This window comes from Flavobacterium nitrogenifigens (assembly GCF_003254565.1).
GTDB lineage: Bacteria > Bacteroidota > Bacteroidia > Flavobacteriales > Flavobacteriaceae > Flavobacterium > Flavobacterium nitrogenifigens.
In genome coordinates this window covers 16,257-36,032 of record NZ_QJRI01000160.1, presented here as the reverse complement: position 1 = coordinate 36,032, position 19,776 = coordinate 16,257, and the positions used below count along the sequence as shown (strand labels likewise).

Here is a 19,776-nt window from a genome sequence, read left to right as displayed (position 1 = left end):
CGGATATTCTAAATGCTTGAATTTTTTCGCAGGGTTTAAATAAAATTCATTAATTCTAAAATAAATAAAATGAAACATAAATTTTTATATCAGATGCTGCTGCTCTTTATGATCAGCGCATCTTCATTTAGCTGTTCTAAAAATGCAGATGAAGAGCCGTTTTTGACGGTCTCGTCAGAATCAGTTTCTTTTATGCCCGAAGGAGGCACATCTGAACCAATTAGCATTGAAGCAAACAGTAGATGGACTATAACAAATTCAGCCTCATCTTGGCTGCAGTTGAGCAAATTAAGCGGGGTTCAAGGCACGGAGAAGACCTCATTTACAGCCTCTGCCAATAACAGCGGAGTTAGCCGTTCGGCTGTGCTGACTGTTACAGCAGATAACGGACAGGCCAGGCGCATAACAGTAACGCAAACCGGCAATTTGTATCCAAGTTATAATTTATCTCCAAAGCCGGCTGATGCTATAGGGATGGGCACAGCGGTTGAATTGGCTGCCAAATTTAAACTGGGATGGAACATTGGGAATACATTCGAAGCGCCAGGCGGTGAAACCGGTTGGGGTAGTCCAGTGATCACAGAGGAATATGTAAAAGCTGTAAAGCAATTGGGTTTCTCTGCCATTCGCATACCCTGCGCCTGGAATTTTCATCTTGACAACGAAGCTACCGCACATCTTGATCAAAATTGGATCAAAAGGGTAAAAGAGGTTGTAGGCTATTGTGTGAATAATGACATATATGTTATGCTTAATATCCATTGGGACGGCGGATGGCTGGAAAAAAACATCACTAAAGCAAAGCAGGAGGCTGTCAATGCCAAACAAAAAGCATTATGGGAGCAAATCGCTACCGCAATGCGTGATTTTGACGAGCACTTGATGTTTGCCAGCGCTAACGAACCGGATGCTAAGAATGATGAGGAGATGGCAGTATTAGCATCATACCACCAGACGTTTGTTCAAGCTGTTCGCTCTACAGGCGGAAGAAACAGTCACCGAGTTCTTATCGTTCAAGGTCCTCAAACAAATCCTGGATTGACATTTGACCTGATGGACACGCTTCCTACAGATCAGGTGCCAAATCGCCTTATGGTTGAGGTGCATAACTATACGCCATCACAATTTTGTATCGGGAATAAAGATGAGAGCTGGGGCAAATTGATTTACTACTGGGGTAAAGGCCATCATTCAGCCATTGAACCTGAGCGTAATGCCACATACGGAGAAGAGGACGAGATAATTGCTGATTACAACAAGATGAAAACTAAATTTGTTGATAAAGGGATACCGGTTATCATGGGAGAGTATGGCGCTTACAGACGTAGCGATCCTGCTTATCTTCCCAAAGATTTGGCCATGCATAACGCCTCGGTGGACTATTGGATAAACTTTACAACCAAAGAAGCGTTAACGCGCGGCATTAAACCTTTTTGGTGGGATACAGGAGCAGCTATAGACAGGAGTAATTTTACTGTAAAAGATCAACGTACGATAGATGCCATTAAAGCAGGGGCTAATTAAAATTTTAAGATAGCCTTCTTTCAAAGTTTTTTTCAGGATTAGGCATTTATTGGCCATTCCTGGAATAAGGGAATTTTTTGCTTTTACATTATGCAGTATGCTGCCGCATTTCTGATGCGGCAGCTCTTATCAATGCCAAAATGCTGAGAATTAAAAGTATTGGCCAGGTAAGAATAGATTGTAAGGATGATAATATTTTAAACTTTTAAAAACAAATCAAAATGAAAAAAGCTTACTTATTATGCGTATTGATTTTATCAGTTTTCGTTTCCCAAGCCCAAAGTGTTTGGAAAAATGTTCAGATTGGAGGCGCAGGTTTTGTTACCGGCATTATTCCAAGTAAAACAGATGCCAATTTAAAATACGCCCGTACAGATGTGGGGGGAGCCTATCGATGGGATTCATCCAGCAGCAGATGGATACCTTTGTTGGATTGGACCAGTGTAGACCAGCTGGGGTATCAGGGAGTGGAATCATTGGCTATCGACCCTCAGAATAATAATGTGGTATATATGCTGGTGGGAACCGATTATTTTAATGGGCAGAAAACAGCGATTTTAAAATCAACCGACAGAGGGGCCAATTTTACTGAAACTATAGTAACCTCACAATTTAAGGCGCATGGAAACGGTATGGGAAGATCTAACGGCGAGCGATTGGCTGTAGATCCCAATAATTCTAATGTGCTTTTCTGCGGAAGCAGACGCGATGGATTGTTTAAAAGCACTAATGGCGGTTCGGCTTGGACTAAGGTATCGTCATTTCCGGTTACGGCAACAGCAAATGACAACGGAATCTGTTTTGTGATTTTTGATTCTGCATCAGTTTCTGGAGGCATCACCCAGACTATTTATGCTGGCGTTTCCAGAACCGGGGCGTCTAATCTTTATAAAAGTTCGGATGGAGGAAATACTTGGAACGCCGTTTCGGGAGCCACAGTAAATTATATGCCTCAGCGCGCAGTATTGGATTCCAACAGAGCTTTATTAATTACGTATGCTGATAAAGAAGGGCCTTGGAACCCTTCTTCAGGACAGATTTGGAAGCTTTCCAGTGCAGGGGCTCTAACCAATATTACGCCATCAGGCTTTTCGGGGCCTTTTGGCGGAATTGATGTTGACCCTTCCAATTCGCAGCGTCTGATTGCCTCTTCGATGAATACTTATATGGCGCAGTATACTAATGCACAGGGCAGTATAATTTATGCAGACCGCTTCTTTTTAAGCACAGATGGCGGCGCATCATGGAGAGATCTGGTTGGAAATTCAGGAATCAACGTATTGGACAATGGCTGTACTTGGATTTCAGGATCTTCAGCATCCATTCACTGGACTGGCGATATCAAATTTAATCCTTTTAATACCAATAAGGCAAGCGTAATATCTGGAAACGGTATTTTTACCTGTGATGATCTTAATGCATCAAAAACCTCGTGGAAGTTTGATGCTATTGGCCTTGAAGAGAGCGTTCCACTAGGTTTAATAAGCATTCCTGGCGGACCTTTAATGAGTGTTATTGGAGATTATGATGGATTTAAGCATACTGATGTTTCGGTATATGCGCCGCAGTATAAGCCAGCAATGGGAACCACATCTGGATTGGCTTATGCATCAGGAAATACCAATAAAATTGTAAGACTTGGAGAATATATGTATTATTCCAACAATCAAGGAACTGATTGGACAAAGACAACCGCAAACTTAGCAGGACCACGCGGAACGGTGGCGCTTTCGTATGACGGCGCAACTATTCTGCATGTTCCGGAATCCTCCAGCGCTATGTACCGTTCCACCAATAATGGAACTGGCTGGACGACCGTAACAGGAATTAATTTCAATACAATTCCGGTATCTGATGCTGTTACGAACAACAAGTTTTATGCCTACAACGGAAGTAACGGAGATTTAAAAGCAAGTACAGACGGAGGAGCTTCTTTCAATACGGTTTCCAATGTTGGAGCAGGAGGATCTAGCCTGATTAGGACAGTTCCTGGGTATGCTGGGCACTTGTGGATTGCTAAGAATTATGGAGGGCTGATAAGGTCAGTTGATGGCGGAACTAGTTTTAGCACACCTTCAACAGCTGTAAGCAATGCTTCGGCAGTCGGAATCGGTAAAGCGAAGGCTGGCGCTTCTTATCCAACTATTTATATCTGGGGTACTGTAAGCGGCGTTACGGGAGTTTTTCGTTCTGTAGACCAAGGCAGCAATTGGACTCGCGTTAATGATGATGCGCATGAGTATGGAGGTACAGGAAACGGAAACTTCGTAATGGGAGACATGAATATCTACGGACGCGTATATATGAGTACTGTTGGAAGAGGCCTTGTTTATGGTGACGATCTTGCTGAAACTGCAGCTTATTACACCATTTCAAATAGAAGCACTGGACTGCTAATAGACGGAATGAGCAGAACCACAAATGGAAGTAACGCAGGACAATGGAACTACAGCGGAAGCAGTGCCCAGCAATGGGCTCTAGAGTATAACGGCAGCGAAGTTATGATTAAAAACAGAACTACTGGATTGTACATCGACGGAATGAGCAGAACAGCTAATCCATCAATCGCTGGACAATGGGCCTATAGTGGAAGTGAAGCGCAAAAATGGATACAAGAAGACGCTGGTTCAGGTTATTTCAAGTTTAAAAACAAGGCGACCGGATTGTACTTGGATGGTTTAGGAAATGCAACTAACGGAGCAGATTTAAGCCAATGGAGTCTTAGTTCAAGTAATAACCAGCAATGGTCTCTTACTGCGGTATCGGGCGCAACTTTGAGGTTAAATGCTAATGCAGAAAACCTGCAAGATCAAAAAATTACTGTGATCTGTTCTCCAAATCCGTTTACAAACAGCTTTAAAATTGAAATAAACGATTATAAGGAACCGATAAGCGTGCGAATTTTTGATATTAACGGAAAAAATGTTGAGTCTGCCCAAGTTAAAGACCAAAGCCAGCTGTCAATGGGGAATACGCTTCAGTCGGGATTCTATATCGTAAAAGTGGAAGGAACTGGAGGCAATCTTCTCCAGTCATTTAAAATGATTAAAAAAACTAGATAAATTAAATTGACAGAAGTCCTAACAGTAGAGTAATCTCTGTTAGGACTTTCATATAGAGATTATGTACCTGTATCAGCAGAATCTACGGTAAATTAGAAAGCCAATAATCTTTTGCAATAAAAGCCGAAAAGAAAAATTTAAAAACACGTTAGCTCAGGGCTAACAAAAAATAAAAATCAAAATGTATAAAAAGAATAAAAGAAACCAATTATTTGCTGCTTTATGCATCCTCTGCGCCAGTTTTTTACAGGCACAGCAAAAATACCAGTCGCCGGTTACAGAAAACACTGAAAAGGTCGCTTCGGGAAAATTTAAACCGACTTGGGAATCTCTCCAGCAGTATAAAACTCCTGAATGGTTTCGTAATGCTAAGTTTGGAATTTGGGCGCATTGGGGACCGCAATGCCAGCCGGAGCAGGGAGATTGGTATGGCCGATTTATGTATGATGAAGGCGGAGCGCAGTACAAATGGCATGCAGAACATTACGGGCACCCGTCTAAAGCAGGGTTTAAGGAGGTTATTAAGGATTGGAAAGCTGACAACTGGGATCCTGAGAAAATTGTAGCGCTTTATAAACGGGTGGGAGCACAGTATTTTTTTGCCATGGCCAACCATCATGACAATCTTGATTTATGGAACAGCAAGTACCAAGCGTGGAATTCTACAAAAGTCGGTCCTAAAAAGGATATTATTTCAGGCTGGGCTGCGGCGGCTAAAAAACAGGGATTGCCATTTGGATTAAGTGTTCATGCAGCTCATGCTTGGACTTGGTTTGAAACTTCGCAGCGTTCAGACAAAAAAGGGCCTTATGCTGGAATTCCTTACGATGGAAAACTTACCAAGAAAGACGGAATTGGCACTTGGTGGGAAGGGTTAGATCCTCAGGCTTTATATGCGCAAAACCATCCGCTAAGCGCTGGAAGCGAGCAAAGCATTACCTCTTTATGGGGACAGTGGAACTGGGATAATGGAGCCTCTATTCCTTCTGTAGAATATTGCGAGAATTTTTATAACCGCACGATGGATTTAATCAATATTTACAAACCGGACCTTCTTTATTTTGATGATACGGGACTTCCGCTTTATCCTGTAAGCGATGCAGGCCTGAAAATAGCGGCCCATTACTACAATACCAACATGGCGTCCCATGATAACAAGCTGGAAGCAGTTTTATTTGGAAAAGTGCTGACTTCAGAACAGAAAAAATGTATGGTTTGGGATGTGGAAAGAGGAGTGCCCGACCAGATTCAAAACGAAGCTTGGCAGACCTGCACCTGTATTGGCGACTGGCATTACAGCAGGGCAATTTATGACAACAACGGATATAAATCAGCCAAAACGGTTGTTCAGATGCTTATTGATATTGTCAGCAAAAATGGAAACTTGCTGTTAAATATTCCAGTGCGCGGAGATGGTTCTATTGATGAGAAAGAAATTGCAATTCTTGAAGATATAGCCAAATGGATGGATGTAAACAAAGAAAGTATTTTTGATACCCGCCCTTGGAAAGTTTTTGGAGAAGGGCCGATTGCTGAGACAAGCAATCCAATAAAAGATGCAGGCTTTAATGAAGGTAAGGCCAGCTTAACTGAGAAAGACATTCGTTTCAACCAGAAAGGCAATCTGCTTTATGTTTCGGTTATGGGAGCGCCTTCAGAAGATATAATCGTAAAATCTCTTGGCAAAGCAAAAGAAAACAGAAAAATAAAAAGCATTAAAGTGCTGGGAAGCAATGAAAAAATATCATGGAAACAGAATAATGATTCGCTGGCAATTGCCAAACCAAAAGTTATGCCGAATGCCATAGCGGTAGTTTTTAAGATACAGTATTAAGTCGCTGTTACAAGTTATTAATAATTAGGAACATACAAAAATGTTCAAACCCATTGACATGATAAAAAAAATCTTTCTCATTGCCGTGTTTCTTGCGGTTAATATTGCAGATGCCCAGCTGGTAAATGATTGGGAGAATCCAGCGGTTAATGGGATCAATAAGGAAAAACCCCATGCTTACGGTTTTCTTGCCGAGAAGAAAAAAAATAATCCAATGCTTAAGTCCCTAAATGGAATGTGGAGATTTAACTGGTCTGCTGATCCCCAGTCTAGACCGGTTGGATTTTATGCCAAAGATTTTTCTACAGATAACTGGAATGCTATTCTGGTGCCTGGGAGTTGGGAATTGCAGGGATTTGGAACGCCAATTTATACCAATGTCGCCTATCCCTTCAAAAAAGATATTCCGCGAGTAAGCGCTGAGCCCGATAAAGATTATACAGCTTTTAAAGAAAGGAATCCGGTAGGGAGTTATACAACAAGTTTCGTTGTTCCAGATAATTGGTTTGATAAACAGGTGTTTATTAATTTTGGTGGAGTCCAGTCGGCAATGTACCTGTGGGTAAACGGACATAAAGTTGGTTATAGCGAAAACTCTATGTCGCCTGCCGAGTTCGATATTACTCCCTATATAGAGAAAGGGGAAAATAAACTGGCCCTAGAGGTTTACAAATACTGCGACGGCAGTTATATGGAAGATCAGGATATTTGGCGATTGGCAGGGATATTTCGAGATGTGGATCTGATTGCAAGACCTAAAATTTTTATTGGAGATTATTTTGTAAAAGCAGTTCCGGATAAAAGCTTTTCAAAGGCAAAAGTTGCCATCGATGTCCGTTTGGATAACAGGCATAAAGAGAATTCTGCGGGCTTGAAAGTTGAAGCAGCCATAAGCGGGTATTCAAAATCAGGAGGTTATGTAGAAAAACAGTTTCAGGCAAAAGCGCCTGTTTCATCATCCGATAAAAGCACCTTTGCGATTAGCGCCATACTAGAGAATCCGAAACTGTGGTCGGCAGAAACTCCGGATTTGTACAAGCTTGTGCTAGAGCTTAAAAATAAGAAAAATGAGATTGTAGACAGAGCCGAATGCTATTTTGGCGTTCGCAGCATTGAAGTGCGCGGGGACGTATTTTACATCAATGGCAAAGCGGTGAAATTGAAAGGCATTAATAGGCATGAAATGCATCCGCGTACCGGAAGGTATATCAGCCGCCAAGTCATGGTGAAAGACATGGAGCTCATGAAGCAGGCCAATATCAATATGATACGCACAAGCCATTATCCCGATGATCCGCTGTTTTATGAGCTTTGCGATAAATACGGTTTTTATGTAATGGACGAGGCGAATCAGGAATCCCATGCTTTCGGTCTGGGGAATAAAGAGCTGGGTGAAGATCCTCTCTGGAAAATTTCTCATATAGAACGTGCAGTATCGCTTGTTGAAAGAGACAAAAATCATGCGTGCGTTATCTTCTGGTCATTGGGGAATGAAGGAGGAAAAGGAGAAAATATGAAGACAATGGCAGATACCATCCGCAAACTTGATAAGACGCGTCTGGTTTTCTCGGATACCCACAGAGAAATATCAGATCTTTATGATGACAGCTATCTGCATCCCGAGGATTTCAAGAAATTGGGCGAGAGGATCAAAGACAAACCCGTAATTATGCGCGAGTATGCGCATGTTATGGGAAATTCTGGAGGCAATCTGCAGGAATACTGGGATATAATTTATGCAGATCCAAGCCTATGCGGAGCTGCAATCTGGGAATGGGACGAGCACGGACTGCCAAAAGCTAAAGATGGTTCTCCGTTTAAGCTTACCCAGCATCCTGACGATTATGCATTAAAAGACAGTGAATTCTGGGCGTATGGCGGAGATTTTGGCGACAAGCCCAACGATGGCAATTTTGTCATGAGAGGACTTGTTTCTTCTGATCGAAAACCGTATCCGCATTATTATGAGGTGCAGAAAGTCTATCAGCCTGTCGTTTTCCAGATGCAGGATGAAAAGAAAACAAGCATTAAAGCCACCAATCGTTTTGATTTTCTGCCGCTTCAAAATTTCGATATCGAATATGAATATGTCTGCGAAGGAAAATCTTTGCAGAAAGGCCTTCTGAACTTTGGTTCTGTTTTGTCAGGCGCTTCTTCTGTTATTGATCTTCCACATCTTCAGAACGAACAGAAAACCTGTTCTGAGATCTGCCTCAATATTTATGTAAGGCTAAAAGACGCCGCACTTTGGGCAGAAACAGGCTATTGCATCGCCCGCGAGCAGTTTGTCATTAAACCTTACCAGTGGAAAAACAATATTTCTGGAGCAAAGACTGTTAAAGTAAAGGAAACACCTGCTGCTATTGAGCTTAAAACGGATGCTATGAATTTTGTTTTCGATAAAACCAATGGTGATTTGACAAGCTGGAAGATTAAAGATCAGGAGCTTTTAATAGGACCTTTGGAGCCTTATTTCTGGAAAACGCCAAATGACAACCAGAAGCAGAGCGGTTATTCAAAAGAATTCTCAAAATGGAAAAACGCAACAGCCGATAGAGTGGTTAAAAAGGTTGCTATAACTAAACAAGACACCTTGGCTACGGTAAAGTTTGATATCAATTTTCCTCGTATTGGAGCCAATTATACGCTGGAATATCAGCTCAACGGAGATGGAAAATTAGGAACAAAAGCTTTTTATAGGCCATTAAACGATACGATCGGACAAATTCCTAAATTTGGAATGAGACTGCGCATTTCCAAAAATTATAATGCCGTAGATTGGTATGGCCGAGGCCCTTATGAGAATTACCCAGACCGAAAAACAGCTTCTTTTTTAGGAGCGTATCACAAAGATCTCGAACATTTTATTGTTCCGTATCCAGCTCCGCAAGATAATGCAAATCGCAGTGATGTGCGCTGGTTTTCTCTTGAATCTCCAGACGGAAACAGTATTAAAGTAACGGGATTGCAGCCGCTGAATTTCCGCGCTTGGCGTTATGCAGAAGAAGATTTGGAAAATGCCAGACATGACTATCAGTTGGCCAGACGCGATTTTATAAACCTAAATATTGATCTAAATATACATGGTGTTGGAGGCAATGATTCCTGGGGGGCAAAAACAATGGAAAAATATACCAATTCTGGCAGCAAACCGTATGAGTTTGGATTTACTTTAGAATATCTCCAAAAGCAGTAGCGTCTTAGCTGCATTATTTTAGAACAGCATAAAATCAAATAACAAAAATGAATAATTCAATTCTGCATCACATACACTATTTAAAGAAAAGCATGCTGTTTTTATGCCTGCTGCTTCTAAATTTTTTATCTCTGCATGCACAGGAAAACGTAAAGAGAAAACAGCTTTTTGACGATGATTGGAGATTTTTTTTAGGAGAGGAAACTAAAGCGTCATCCGATAATTTCAATGATAAAGATTGGCGAAAGCTTGATCTGCCTCATGATTGGAGTATTGAAGGTAAAGTTCATCCAAAGAATCCTACTGGAGCAGGAGGAGGATATTTTCCCGCAGGAGTCGCTTGGTACAGAAAGACTTTTACGGTGCCAGAGAATTGGAAGACCCAAAAAACAGCGATTTATTTTGAAGGGGTTTATATGAATTCCGAAGTGTTTATTAACGGAAAATCGCTTGGCGTTTATCCTTACGGATATTCCTCTTTTAGCTACGATCTTTCTCAGTATCTCAAATATGGAGAACAGAATGTTATTGCTGTGCGTGTAGACAATTCGCAGCAGATGAATAGCCGTTGGTATAGCGGATCGGGAATCTACAGACATGTCTGGCTAATTCAGACCAATCCAGTTCATATAGCGCAATGGGGAACAGGAATCAGTACTTTCGAGATTTCTGCCAAAAAAGCAACGGTTCGCGTGGAAACAAAACTGATGAATGAAACCGAATCGTTACAGGAAATTACCGTTACAGCATTAATCCAAAATCCGAATTCCAATACCGCAGGACGTCATGAAACAAAAGTGGTGCTTTCTCCAAAGAGCGAAAAAGTCGTGACTCAGCTTATAAAAGTAAGTAATCCGGCACTTTGGAGCCCGCAGCAGCCTTTTTTGTATAAAGTCTTGATGCAGGTTGCAAAACAGAAGAAAATTATTGATGAGAGTATTGTCGATTTTGGAATCCGCTCTCTTAAATTTACAGCTGAGAATGGATTTCAGCTCAACGGAAAAACAATTAAGCTCAACGGAGGATGTGTGCATCACGATAACGGTGCTCTTGGCGCCGCTGCTTTTGACCGTGCAGAACAGCGCAAAGTGGAGCTTTTAAAAGCCAGCGGATTCAACGCTGTAAGAACATCGCATAATCCTCCATCAGAAGCATTCCTAGACGCTTGCGACAGATTAGGTTTGCTGGTTATGGACGAATCTTTTGACTGCTGGAAGATTGGTAAAAATAAATATGACTATTCAAACTATTTCAATGCCTGGTGGAAACGCGATTTGCAGGCCATGGTATTGCGCGACCGCAATCATCCGAGTATTTTTATGTGGAGCATTGGAAATGAAATACCAGAAAGGGAAGATCCTGATGCAGTGAATACGGCCAAAATGCTTTCTGAAGAAATAAAGAAAATCGATACAAGCCGTCCGGTAACATCGGCCGTTGTTAATGGCGGTAAAAATTGGGATATATTTGATCCTTTGATGGCTCAGCATGATGTTGCGGGATACAACTACAACTTAGACAAAGCGCCGCAAGACCATACAAGAGTGCCCTCTAGAATTATAGTCCAAACAGAATCGTATCCTAAAGATGCTTTTAAAAACTGGGAATTAGTGCAGAAAAACAAGTACATCATTGGAGACTTTGTATGGACAGCCATGGATTATCTGGGAGAATCTGGAATAGGACGCTACTATTATTCTGGAGAAGTGCCTGGAGAGCATTGGGAGAATGATTTTTTTCCATGGCACGGCGCTTACTGTGGAGATATAGATTTGATTGGATGGAGAAAACCTATTGCACATTATAGAGGAATGCTTTATAATGATAAAGAAAAACTCTATATGGCAGTTCGAGAGCCGGCACCAGAACCTCTGGAAATCAAGCAGACGTGGTGGTCGGTATATCCTACATGGGAAAGCTGGACATGGACTGAATATACTGGGAAAAATGTGGAGGTCGAAGTGTATTCCAAATATCCAAAGGTTAGACTGTATCTTAATGGCCAGCTTTTAGGAGAAAAGCAGACGGGCGAGCAGCAAGAATTTAAAGCGGTTTTTACCGTACCTTATGCATCAGGCAGCTTAAGAGCGGTTGGTGTAGCAAATGAAAAAGAACAGGAATCCGTTACGCTGAAAACAGCAGGTGAGGCGGTGCAGATTAAATTGGTGGCCGACCGAAAAGAGATCAAAGCTGACGGACAAGATCTGTCCTATATTGCAGTTGAACTAAGGGATCGGGAAGGAGTTTTGAATCCTAATGCAGATAGACGCCTTACTTTTAAAATTGAAGGGCCTGGAACTATACAAGGAGTGGATAATGCCAATCTAAAAGATTTTGAACCCTATCAATCTCTTACTCGAAAAGCTTGGCACGGAAGGGCTCTGGCAATTGTGAGAAGCACGCACGAGAAAGGAGAAATCAAAGTAACCGTTTCCGGAGATGGATTACAGCCACAGACCATTACTATTACATCAATTTAATTAAAAGAATATGATATCAGCAGCAAGGCAAAGCCTTTTTTTAATCCTTTTTTTATGTTCCTTCTGTATAGACGCCCAGAAGATCAGTTCTCCTGATGGACGTATGCAGGTTATTTTAAACCTGCCAGATAACAATAAGCCTGATGGTGTTTCTTATAAAGTTTTATACCAAAGCGACAATACACTTTCAGAAGTGGTTCGCGAATCAAAATTAGGCATAACACGAGAAGATCAGCAGTTTGTGGGGAATCTATTGTTTGTTGGACAATCTGAATCTGTTTCGGTGAAGGACACTTACGAGATGATCTGTGGCAAACGCAAGCATTGCGAAAATACAGCAGTTGAAAAAACATTTCATTTTAAAAACACAAACAATCAGACTTTAGATATCATTTTCAGGGTTTATAACAACGGAGTAGCCTTTCGTTATGTATTTCCTGATGCTTCCGATTCTAAACTTAGCATTACTGGAGAAGCTACGACATACAGCCTGCCGAAAAAAGCAGACCGATGGATGCAGCCATACGATCCTTCTTACGAAAGATTTTTCCCTTATAGAACAGGCGAATCAGCAGCAGATAAGGCACAGCAATATGGATTTCCAGCATTGTATAAGCTTCAAGACCAACCAGTGTGGGCATTGATTTCTGAAGCTGATATCAGCGAGGGGAACTGCGGTGCCAGATTAACGAGCACTTCAAATGATGATGAATATCAAATTGCATATCCTTCTGCTGTGCAATCAAAACAGCCATGGCACTCCCAATGGCATACCGTAATAATTGGAAAACTTTCTGATATCGTGGCCTCTACTCTTATTACAGATGTAAGTGCGCCTAGCCGCGTGAAAGATACCCAATGGATTAAGCCTGGTGCCGTTTCTTGGATCTACTGGGCCAACAACCGAGGATCTAAGGATTATCAGATTGTGAAGGATTATATCGATTTGGCTGTTGAAATGAACTGGCCGTACGTGCTTATTGACTGGGAATGGGATGTAATGGCAAATGGAGGCAGTATTATCGATGCGGTAAACTATGCCAAAAGCAAATCTATAAAACCTATGATATGGTACAATTCTGGCACAAGCTGGATGGAGCCTACTCCAAACGATCGTTTGCAAACGGCTGAAAAAAGAGCCAAGGAATTTTCGTGGCTCAATAAGATTGGCGTGTATGGCATTAAAGTCGACTTTTTTGCAGGCGACCAGCAAGAAATGATGCAGTACTACATCGCTATTTTAGAAGATGCCGCTAAATATCATCTGATGGTAAATTTTCATGGTGCCACTGTTCCTCGAGGCTGGGCTAGAACTTATCCGAACCTGATGTCCACCGAGGCAGTTTATGGAGCAGAATGGTACAACAATACGGCTGAACTTACAGATAAAGCGGCTGTACACAATACCACGCTTCCTTTTACTCGAAATGCAGTAGGCTCGATGGATTACACTCCTGTAACTTTTTCAAACTCACAGCATCCGCATATTACTTCTTATGGCCACGAATTGGCTTTGGCAGTCGTTTTTGAATCAGGCCTGCAGCATTTTGCCGATAGGCCATCGGCCTACAGATCATTGCCTGAACCGGCCAAAGAATTTCTGAAAAAAGTGCCGGTAAGTTGGGACGATACGCAATTAATTGACGGCTTTCCCGGCGAAAAAGTTATTATTGCCCGTAAAAAGGCAGATAAATGGTACATTGGAGGCTTAAACGGTAAAGATCTGGCTCAGACTTTAACTGTAACATTTGATTTCCTTGGCAAAGGGACTTATAGTTTTGAACTTATAAAAGACGGTAAAGACGATAAATCTTTTTCTTCTGAAATAATAAAGGTAAAAAAAGGCACCGTATTAAAAATTGAGTGCCTGCCAAGAGGAGGATTTACAGGCGTAATAAAATAGTTAGAATATTGATAATTAAAATGAAAGATATTTTGAAAACAAAAGGAATTAGAATCGCATTGCTTATTATGCTTATGGTAGCAGGTAAAACATTTGGACAAAGTAAAACCATTAATCTTTGGGATAAGAAAGCGCCAGGCGCAATCGCTAATGCCGATTATAAAGAAACCAATTCAGACGATAGCTGGATGCAGCGTGTCACAAATCCGAGATTAGATGTGTATCCTGCTCCTGCAGAAAAAGCAACAGGGACAGCCGTTGTTATCTGCCCTGGAGGAGGTTATTCTGGAATGGCTATCGGCCATGAGGGAAAACAGGTTGCGCAATGGCTCAATAGTCTTGGCATTACGGCTTTTGTACTAAAATACAGATTGCCAGATGCTGCGATAATGGCTGATAAATCGGTTGGTCCTATGCAAGACGGACAGCGTGCTATCCGTTTGGTTAGAAGCAGGGCCAAAGAGTGGGGAATCGATCCTAAAAAGATTGGCATTATGGGGTTTTCTGCCGGCGGGCATTTGGCATCTACTCTTTCTACGCATTTTAATGCAAAAGCATATGATGATGCAGATGCGACTAGTGCGCGTCCAGATTTTTCATTGCTGATATATCCTGTAATATCAATGCGTGAAGGTATCACACATATGGGATCGAGAATCAACCTTTTGGGTGAAAAACCATCAGCGGAGCAGGTTAATAATTTTTCAAACGAATTGCAAGTCAATAGTGAAACTCCGACAGCATTTTTAGTGCATTCAATGAATGATGATGCTGTACCGGTAGAAAACAGTATAGAATATGCTTTAGCGCTAAAGAAAAATAAAATTCCTTGCGAACTCCATATCTACGAAAAAGGAGGACATGGCTATGGACTTGGCAAATCTGGCGGCACAGAGTCTGATTGGAGTCTGGCATGCGGCAGATGGCTTAAATCAAAAGGCTTGATCAATTAAAAGAACCTAACCCGTTGGTATATAAAATTTAAGCACATAGGAACATAGATTTTATGTTTTTTAAAGTCTCCAAAAGAGAAATTTATTTCTTTCATATAACTGCTATGTGCATTTAAACTAGTGAAACGCCTTTTTTAAGCTTTTCTGAATCTATGTTTCTATGTGTTAAAATTAAATTTGGAGCAATTGCACCCAACGGGCAAGAACCTATATTTAATTTCTCAGCCACTATCTATCTATTTGCGGAAGCAGATCTTTTTGGAAAACCAATCGATTCATCTTTATATGGTCTAAAATATTGATGATTACAACAATTATTGCCCTTTTTTAATACAAATCGTACCGTATTCAGCTATTTTTTCTTGTCAAATTTGCCCGTTGAAAAAACTTCGAAGCTATAATTCAAATTACCAATATGAATTAGTGCAGCGAGATGTCAAAATAGTTTTCCAAAAGAGATAACGCTTACACGAACGTTTTTTAAGTTTTTTCAAAGCGCACTAAAAAACATGTAATTACTAACTAGAATAACCACACATCAAATGAACAGGACTTTATTACAGGCAATTATTTTTATATTTTTATCGGCAAGCGGATCGGCGCAAGTGCTTCATCTCAAATCTCCCAACGGAAAGATTGAGATGGATTTAGAAAACGGAACCAAAATCCGATGGTCTGTAAAACATAACAATACAGAAGTCGTTGCTCCTTCTGCTATTTCACTAACCTTGGGCAGCGGAGAGATTTTAGGAAACAATGCTAAAATTACTAGCACTAAAAAATCGGCTTCCAACACTACTTTTGAAACGCCTGTTTATAAAAAGAAAACGGTTGTGGACCAATACAATCAGCTGATTGTGAATTTTAAAGGGAATTTTGGACTGATACTAAGAGCCTATAATGATGGTGTAGCGTATCGTTTTTTTACAAATAAGAATAAAAAAATTGCCATTGCATCTGAAGAAACCAGTTTTAACTTCAGCCAAGACCATAAAGCTTTTGTGCCCTATGTTCGCGATTTAAGAGAAAAAGACATGTACACTTCTGCTTTTGAAGCGCTTTATGATGAAATTCCGCTTTCTAAATTCGTCAAAGATTCATTGGCTATTTCTCCGCTTCTTGTTGATTTAGGGAATGGAAAAAAAGCAGCTATTATTGAGGCTGAACTCCAAGATTATCCGGGGATGTTCTTAACACGCAATAATGAGGCACAATATGGCCTGAAGGGAATATTTGCCCGTTATCCAAAAAAAGAACGTTTAGGAGGCTATAATAAAATGAATTACATGGTCTCTGAGAGAGAGAACTACATTGCTGAAACAAATGGCAGCAGAAGTTTTCCTTGGAGGGCAGTCATAATAAGCGAAAAAGACAGCGAGCTTTTGAATAATGATATGGTTCAGAAACTTTCTTCGCCTTCACAAATTTCAGATATAAGCTGGATAAAGCCCGGTAAAGTTGCTTGGGACTGGTGGAATGATTGGAATATATCGAAAGTAGATTTTAAGGCAGGAATCAATACGCAGACTTATAAATATTATATCGATTTTGCTTCTAAAAACAATATTGAATATGTGGTGATAGACGAGGGATGGAGTGAAGAAACGGATATCTTGAAGATTTCGCCTGCGATGGACATTAAGGAGCTTATAGAATATGGTAAGAAAAAAAATGTCGGAATCATCCTTTGGGCTTCATGGTATGCGATAAATCAGGTTTTAGATGATGCATTTGCGAAGTATTCGAATATGGGAGTGAAAGGCTTTAAAATAGATTTCATAGACCGCGACGATCAAAAAATGGTAAATTCTCTTTATAATATTGCCAATAAAGCGGCTTCTTATAAACTTCTTATTGACTATCACGGAATGTATAAGCCAACGGGCATTCAAAGAACCTATCCTAATATTGTGAATTTTGAAGGCGTTAAAGGATTGGAAAATGCCAAATGGACACCACATGATGACATGCCGCATTATGAAACAAGCATACCTTTTATAAGAATGCTGGCCGGCCCTATGGATTATACGCCGGGAGCAATGCGCAATGCTACAAAAGCAGATTTTCGTCCAAGCAATTCACTGCCTATGAGCCAAGGTACAAGATGCCATCAGTTGGGAATGTATGTTCTTTATGAAGCGCCGCTGCAAATGATGGCAGATAGTCCAACAGCTTATATGAAAGAGCAGGAAAGCACCACATTTATATCTCAAATTCCAACCACTTTTGATGAAACTGTTGCGCTGGATGGAAAAGTGAGCGAATATGCAGCTATTGCCAGAAAAAAAGGCAATACATGGTTTGTAGGCGGACTAACCAATTGGTCGGCTAGAGAAATAGAGATCGATTTATCTTTCCTTGAAAAAGGAAGCTTTACAGCAGAAGTTTTTAAAGACGGTTTGAATGCCGAAAAAGATCCTACAGATTATAAGCGCGAAATAATTAAAGTTACAAATGCCGCTAAGCTGAAAGTGCAGATGGCACCTGGAGGCGGTTTTGCGATTATAATTAATCCAGAAAAGTAATTGAAATATCATGGAATGATGCTCTGCTTATTTCAATTAAGGGAAGGATTGTTCGTGATTTCATAAATAATTAGAAAATATACCATAATGAAAAAAAGATATATCACTGTATTGCTATTACTATATTTTTTCCTCTCACCAATTTTTGGATGGGCACAAAGGGCTCTTTATTTAGATCAAAGCCAACCGATAGAAGTTCGTGTAAAGGATGCCTTATCGCGAATGACGGCAGAAGAAAAAGTGGCACTTTGCCATGCGCAGTCAAAGTTCAGCTCCAAAGGAGTTCCGCGTCTGGGCATACCAGATGTATGGTCATCAGACGGATCGCATGGAGTGAGCGATGAAAAATTGTGGGATGAATGGAACTCAGCACAATGGACGAATGATTCCTGCACTGCTTTTCCGGCTTTAACCTGTCTAGCGGCAACATTCAACCCAAAGATTGCGCAGCTTTACGGCACATCTATTGGAGAAGAAGCCCGATACCGAAACAAAACCATGCTGTTAGGGCCTGGCGTCAATATTTACCGTACGCCACTTAATGGGCGAAATTTCGAATACATGGGCGAAGATCCTTTTTTGGCTTCGCGATTGGTAGTTCCATACGTGCAAGGCGTGCAGTCTAATGGAGTGGCAGCGTGCGTGAAACATTTCGCACTGAACAATCAGGAAATCGCCCGTGGTGAAATTAATGTCAACGTAAGCGATCGCGCCTTGCATGAGATTTATCTGCCAGCCTTCAAAGCGGCAGTTCAGGAAGGAAAGGTATGGTCCATCATGGGAGCATACAACAAAATATGGGGAGTGCACTGCTGCCATAACGACATCTTGCTCAACCAAATCTTAAAAAACGACTGGAAATTTGATGGTGTAGTGGTTAGCGATTGGGGAGGTGTCCACAATACGGATGAAGCGGTCAATGGCGGACTTGATATTGAAATGGGCACTTATACAAACGGATTGACCACGCAAGGCTATTTTCCTTTCTCGAGCTATTATTTAGCCGATCCTTTTTTAAAGGGAATTAAATCGGGCAAATACGAGATGTCAAAACTTGACGATAAAGCAAGCCGAATTCTCCGAATGATTTTCCGCACCACTATGAGCGCCAATCGTCTTTATGGCCGTTTTGTTTCTCCAGAACATAGCGATGCGGCTAGAAAAATAGCACAGGAAGGAATCGTATTGCTTAAAAATGAGAAACAGTTTTTGCCTATTCCAGAAGGCAGATACAAAAAAATTGCGGTGATAGGTGAAAATGCCGTGAAAAGCCTGATTGTTGGCGGCGGTTCTACGTCATTGAAAGCGGCTTACGAAATTTCTCCTTTACAAGGATTAAAAAATAAATACGGCGAAAATAATATTGTTTACAGTATGGGATATGCTTCGGGAAGACCGCTTTATGGCGCCGAAGAACCCTCTAAATTAAAACTTGATTCTTTGCAAAATGCAGCTATCGAGACTGCCCGCCAGGCTGATATAGTGCTTTTTGTTGGAGGGCTGAATAAAAATTATTTTCAGGATTGCGAAAGCGGAGACCGTAAATCATTGAGCCTGCCGTTTGGTCAAGATAAGCTTATTAAAGAAATTCAGAAAGTGAATCATAACGTTGCGGTTGTTTTACTAAGCGGAAATGCAGTTTTGATGCCTTGGCTTAACAAAACAAAAGCCGTTTTGCAAGGATGGTATCTTGGCTCGGAAGCAGGAAATGCTTTGGCCGATATTATTTCGGGTGAAGCAAACCCGTCAGGAAAACTCCCTATTTCATTTCCTAAAAAACTGGAAGACGTAGGGGCACATTCTTTTGACCAGCTTTGTTATCCGGGTGATGGAAATAATGTCTATTATAAAGAAGATATTTTGGTAGGATACCGCTGGTACGATACTAAAAAAATCCCTGTGCTTTTCCCATTCGGATATGGATTGAGCTACACCACATTCCAGTACGGAAAGCCGGCCGTTTCATCAAAAACTATTACAGCTGCTGACTCTTTAGAGGTGGCAGTTTCCATAAAAAACACAGGAAAAGTGGCAGGAAAAGAAGTTGTGCAGCTTTATGTTAGTGACGAAACATCTAGCCTGCCTCGTCCAATTAAGGAGTTAAAAGGATTTGAAAAAATTTCGCTTGAACCGGGACAAGAAAAAACAGTGCATTTCACTGTAACAAAAGAAGATCTTTCTTATTACGACGACACTAAAAAAGAATGGGTTGCAGAACCGGGCAAATTCAAAATCATGATTGGAGCTTCGGCTACTGATATTAGAGGTGTGGCAGATTTTAATTTAAAATAAAGCATTG

9 protein-coding genes are annotated in these 19,776 nt (G+C 41.0%); all 9 read left to right on the top strand.

All coding sequences use genetic code 11. The features are described from left to right. Positions 1-69 precede the first annotated feature (69 nt). The 9 genes from DM397_RS03105 (at position 70) to DM397_RS03065 (ending at position 19,769) form a co-directional block, all read left to right on the top strand. Positions 70-1,524, top strand: a complete 1,455-nt coding sequence (locus DM397_RS03105; protein ID WP_111376137.1) for a cellulase family glycosylhydrolase — start codon at positions 70-72, stop codon at positions 1,522-1,524. Between the two features lie 221 nt (positions 1,525-1,745). Then, a complete protein-coding gene (locus DM397_RS03100; protein ID WP_111376136.1) occupies positions 1,746-4,586 on the top strand; it encodes an RICIN domain-containing protein in 2,841 nt (946 codons plus the stop codon). Between the two features lie 181 nt (positions 4,587-4,767). Further along, positions 4,768-6,420 (top strand): alpha-L-fucosidase, encoded by a 1,653-nt coding sequence (locus DM397_RS03095; protein ID WP_111376135.1) that lies wholly within the window; start codon positions 4,768-4,770, stop codon positions 6,418-6,420. 58 nt (positions 6,421-6,478) lie between these two features. After that, entirely contained in the window at positions 6,479-9,616 is a 3,138-nt protein-coding gene (locus tag DM397_RS03090) for a glycoside hydrolase family 2 TIM barrel-domain containing protein (protein WP_111376160.1), read from the top strand. 47 nt (positions 9,617-9,663) lie between these two features. Continuing rightward, positions 9,664-12,096, top strand: coding sequence for a sugar-binding domain-containing protein (locus DM397_RS03085; protein ID WP_111376134.1), 2,433 nt, complete (start codon positions 9,664-9,666; stop codon positions 12,094-12,096). A 10-nt stretch (positions 12,097-12,106) separates the two neighbouring features. After that, positions 12,107-13,999 (top strand): glycoside hydrolase family 97 protein, encoded by a 1,893-nt coding sequence (locus DM397_RS03080; RefSeq protein ID WP_111376133.1) that lies wholly within the window; start codon positions 12,107-12,109, stop codon positions 13,997-13,999. Positions 14,000-14,019: 20 nt separating this feature from the next. Further along, positions 14,020-14,952, top strand: a complete 933-nt coding sequence (locus DM397_RS03075) for an alpha/beta hydrolase (protein ID WP_111376132.1) — start codon at positions 14,020-14,022, stop codon at positions 14,950-14,952. A gap of 542 nt (positions 14,953-15,494) precedes the next feature. After that, positions 15,495-17,477, top strand: a complete 1,983-nt coding sequence (locus tag DM397_RS03070; protein WP_111376131.1) for a glycoside hydrolase family 97 protein — start codon at positions 15,495-15,497, stop codon at positions 17,475-17,477. Positions 17,478-17,564: 87 nt separating this feature from the next. Further along, the gene (locus DM397_RS03065) at positions 17,565-19,769 is read left to right on the top strand and encodes a glycoside hydrolase family 3 C-terminal domain-containing protein (RefSeq protein WP_111376130.1); all 2,205 of its coding nucleotides are present in this window, start codon (positions 17,565-17,567) and stop codon (positions 19,767-19,769) included. Positions 19,770-19,776 lie beyond the last annotated feature (7 nt).